Annotated in this window: 2 protein-coding genes; both read right to left on the reverse strand. The window is 48.2% G+C overall.

Annotated features, from left to right (window positions below):
• Window positions 1–276 precede the first annotated feature (276 nt).
• Window positions 277–2,181, reverse strand: coding sequence for a beta strand repeat-containing protein (locus J7R05_RS06895; protein ID WP_208541728.1), 1,905 nt, complete (start codon window positions 2,179–2,181; stop codon window positions 277–279).
• Window positions 2,182–2,388: 207 nt separating this feature from the next.
• On the reverse strand, window positions 2,389–2,620 hold a 232-nt coding region (locus tag J7R05_RS06900), incomplete at its 5' end, for a hypothetical protein (protein WP_208541729.1).

Consider the following 2,620-nt stretch of genomic DNA (forward strand, 5'->3'; position numbering starts at 1 on the left):
GAAAAGCTTCAAAAAGGTACGGGATAGAATGCAAAAAAACTTAATAAAATCAATAAGCACAAATTCCCTTACCTTTGCAGTAACCTATTGATTTTATTGATTATAAGCGGGCCGCGTCTGGGCACCATCTGTTTTTTATCTTTAACATATTGAAGTACATAGATTTTTATTTAATTAGATAATTTTTAGTCCACTTTTTGTGGTTTTATACAATTTTTCCTAAGTCATTGTTGCTTCCAACAATCTCCACATTTGTCAATTCAGCCTTCTTCACCCCTATCCCCCCTCAGCATATATCCCCGTCCCACTCCCATTTCCCCCTCCCCTAATCTCTACCCCCGTCAAAGTAGCCCCTGTCACCCCTTTCCCCATCTCCACCCCCGTTCCAACATTTGAAATCTCCACCTGTTTCATCATCACTGTTCCCCCCTCGACCCAAACCCCCTTCCCACCACTTCTACTTCTCGTAATCTCCACCCCCGTCAAAGTAGTACTCTGCACCGAACTCCCCACCTTTATCCCATCCTCCCCCATAAAATTAATCGTCGTCCCCTCCTCCACCGTCAGATTCCCACTCCCCATCATCGTTATCCCCGTTTGTACCTTTGAAATATTCACCTCCTTCACCGTCACGTTCCCATTCCCACCACTCACATTAATCCCCACCCCATTTCTCCCATTTCCCACAATCGTTCCCCCATCCAACTTCAACGTCCCACCCGACATCTCCACCCCCGTTGCAAACCCTGAAATATTCACCTTCTCCAACATCACCGTTCCCCCACTCACCTCTACCCCTTTCTCCCCACTTCCCTCTGCCCTAATCGTCCCCCCACTCATCGTCACTGTCCCACCCGTCACACTCATCCCCGTCTCACTCCCCTTTCCCTCAATCGTCAACGTCCCAGTCATCATCACCGTCCCATTCGTCACACTCATCCCCGTTCCCCCACTCTGCCCAACATTAATCGTCGTCGTCCCATTCAACGTCAACATTCCCTCCCCCTCCATCACTATCCCCGTTCCAACCTCTCTCATCGTCACACTCGTCAACGTCACATTAGCACTCCCCTCCATCTCCACCCCCGTTGTCCCCGTACTCCCATTCCCACTTCCCTTAATCGTCGTACTTGTCACAGTAGCCGTCCCCGCCCCCTCCACCTTAAACCCCTTCCCACCTGCCCCAACCGTAATCGTCGCCCCCACCACATTAGCCGTCCCACTTAACACCTCCACCCCCGTAGCCCCTGCCCCAACCTCAATCTTCGAATCCCCAGTCATCGTCAACACCCCATTCGTCACCTTTGCTCCCGTCCCCGCGCTCCCTGTCGTAATCCCCACCTTTGTCATCGTCAACGTCCCTGTGCTCCCCATATCCACCCCCGTCGCTCCCCTACCCCCACTAATATTAAGCTCCATCACATCAGCATTAGCCGTCCCCTGCATCTTAAACCCCGTCCCACTTGCTTTAACCCCAATCGTCGCCCTCCCTCTTACATCAGCCTTCCCACCATTCCCCTTAACAACTATCCCCGTTGTCACTCCCGTAAAACTCTGCCCATCCATCCTCAACGTCCCCCCATTATTAATCACCACTTCCCCATTTACATTCCCACTAATCGGTCCCACCGTCACCCCATCATTCAACACAACCTTCCCATTATTACTCAACTCAATCACAAGACCTCCCCCATTCTTCACCCCAATCGTCCCCTTAACAACCGTAACAGAAGACCCCGACCCACTCACTTCTATCCCCTTCTTCACATCTGTAACACTAACTTTCCCCACCAATGCCAACTTCCCTCCATCATACACCTTAATCGCTGTCTTTTGACTACTACCACTACTATCCCAAACCCTCAGCTCACTCTTTATCGTAATATTTGTACTCGGCCCCGTTACCGTCACAGCAGCCTCATCACGAGGGTGCCCACTCATATTTATATTCCGATTACCACTCAGCTCACCCACCCCCTTCTGCACCCCACTCCCATTTGCCGTCCCATCACACACAATTGGCCCATTACCCTGATCCCCATCACCACCACCAGCCAACCCATTACAATTCTGTGCAGCATAGACCTTATTCTGAGAAGTCATAAGAGCAAGACCAGCCAGAATAGCTGTCGATAACACACACAAACAAACATGATGATTGAATACACGACGCATAACCATAACCCACTATCCTCTTGAAACCTTTCAGATTAAAAGAGAAAAACTATTCTTTAAAAAAAGAGAAAATTAAAACAAAATCATACCTGAACGCCTCAAACCCCTAAACAAAATCCCCCTGAAGGCCTTCTATTCAAAACAAGAAAAAATAAACAACACACTCACACACAATGCAAAAAAAACATACATGAAAACATAAATAAGTATAAACTATAAAATGAGGTTGCGTGTGATATGAATGGTAGGTTGAATAGGAACATGCGATTGTTTTAGCGTCACATGTCCCCCATTTGCGACCTTTACCCCCAGTCCTTGTTCATTTCCTGTGAACATCACCTTTATTGCTACAAGATTTGCCCCTTTTCCTTCAACCTTGATGAAGTTTGGAGAAGCAGTATTAGCCCCCTTAGCGCCCCTGTTATTCCCCTTATACTCCATAATA

It is taken from the genome of Bartonella capreoli (assembly GCF_902813205.1).
In the GTDB taxonomy this organism is placed as follows: domain Bacteria; phylum Pseudomonadota; class Alphaproteobacteria; order Rhizobiales; family Rhizobiaceae; genus Bartonella; species Bartonella schoenbuchensis.

Bases quoted from the DNA above. Each gene is read 5' to 3' on its own strand.
- J7R05_RS06895 (WP_208541728.1), bottom strand. From the start codon at position 2,181: ATGGTTATGCGTCGTGTATTCAATCATCATGTTTGTTTGTGTGTGTTA.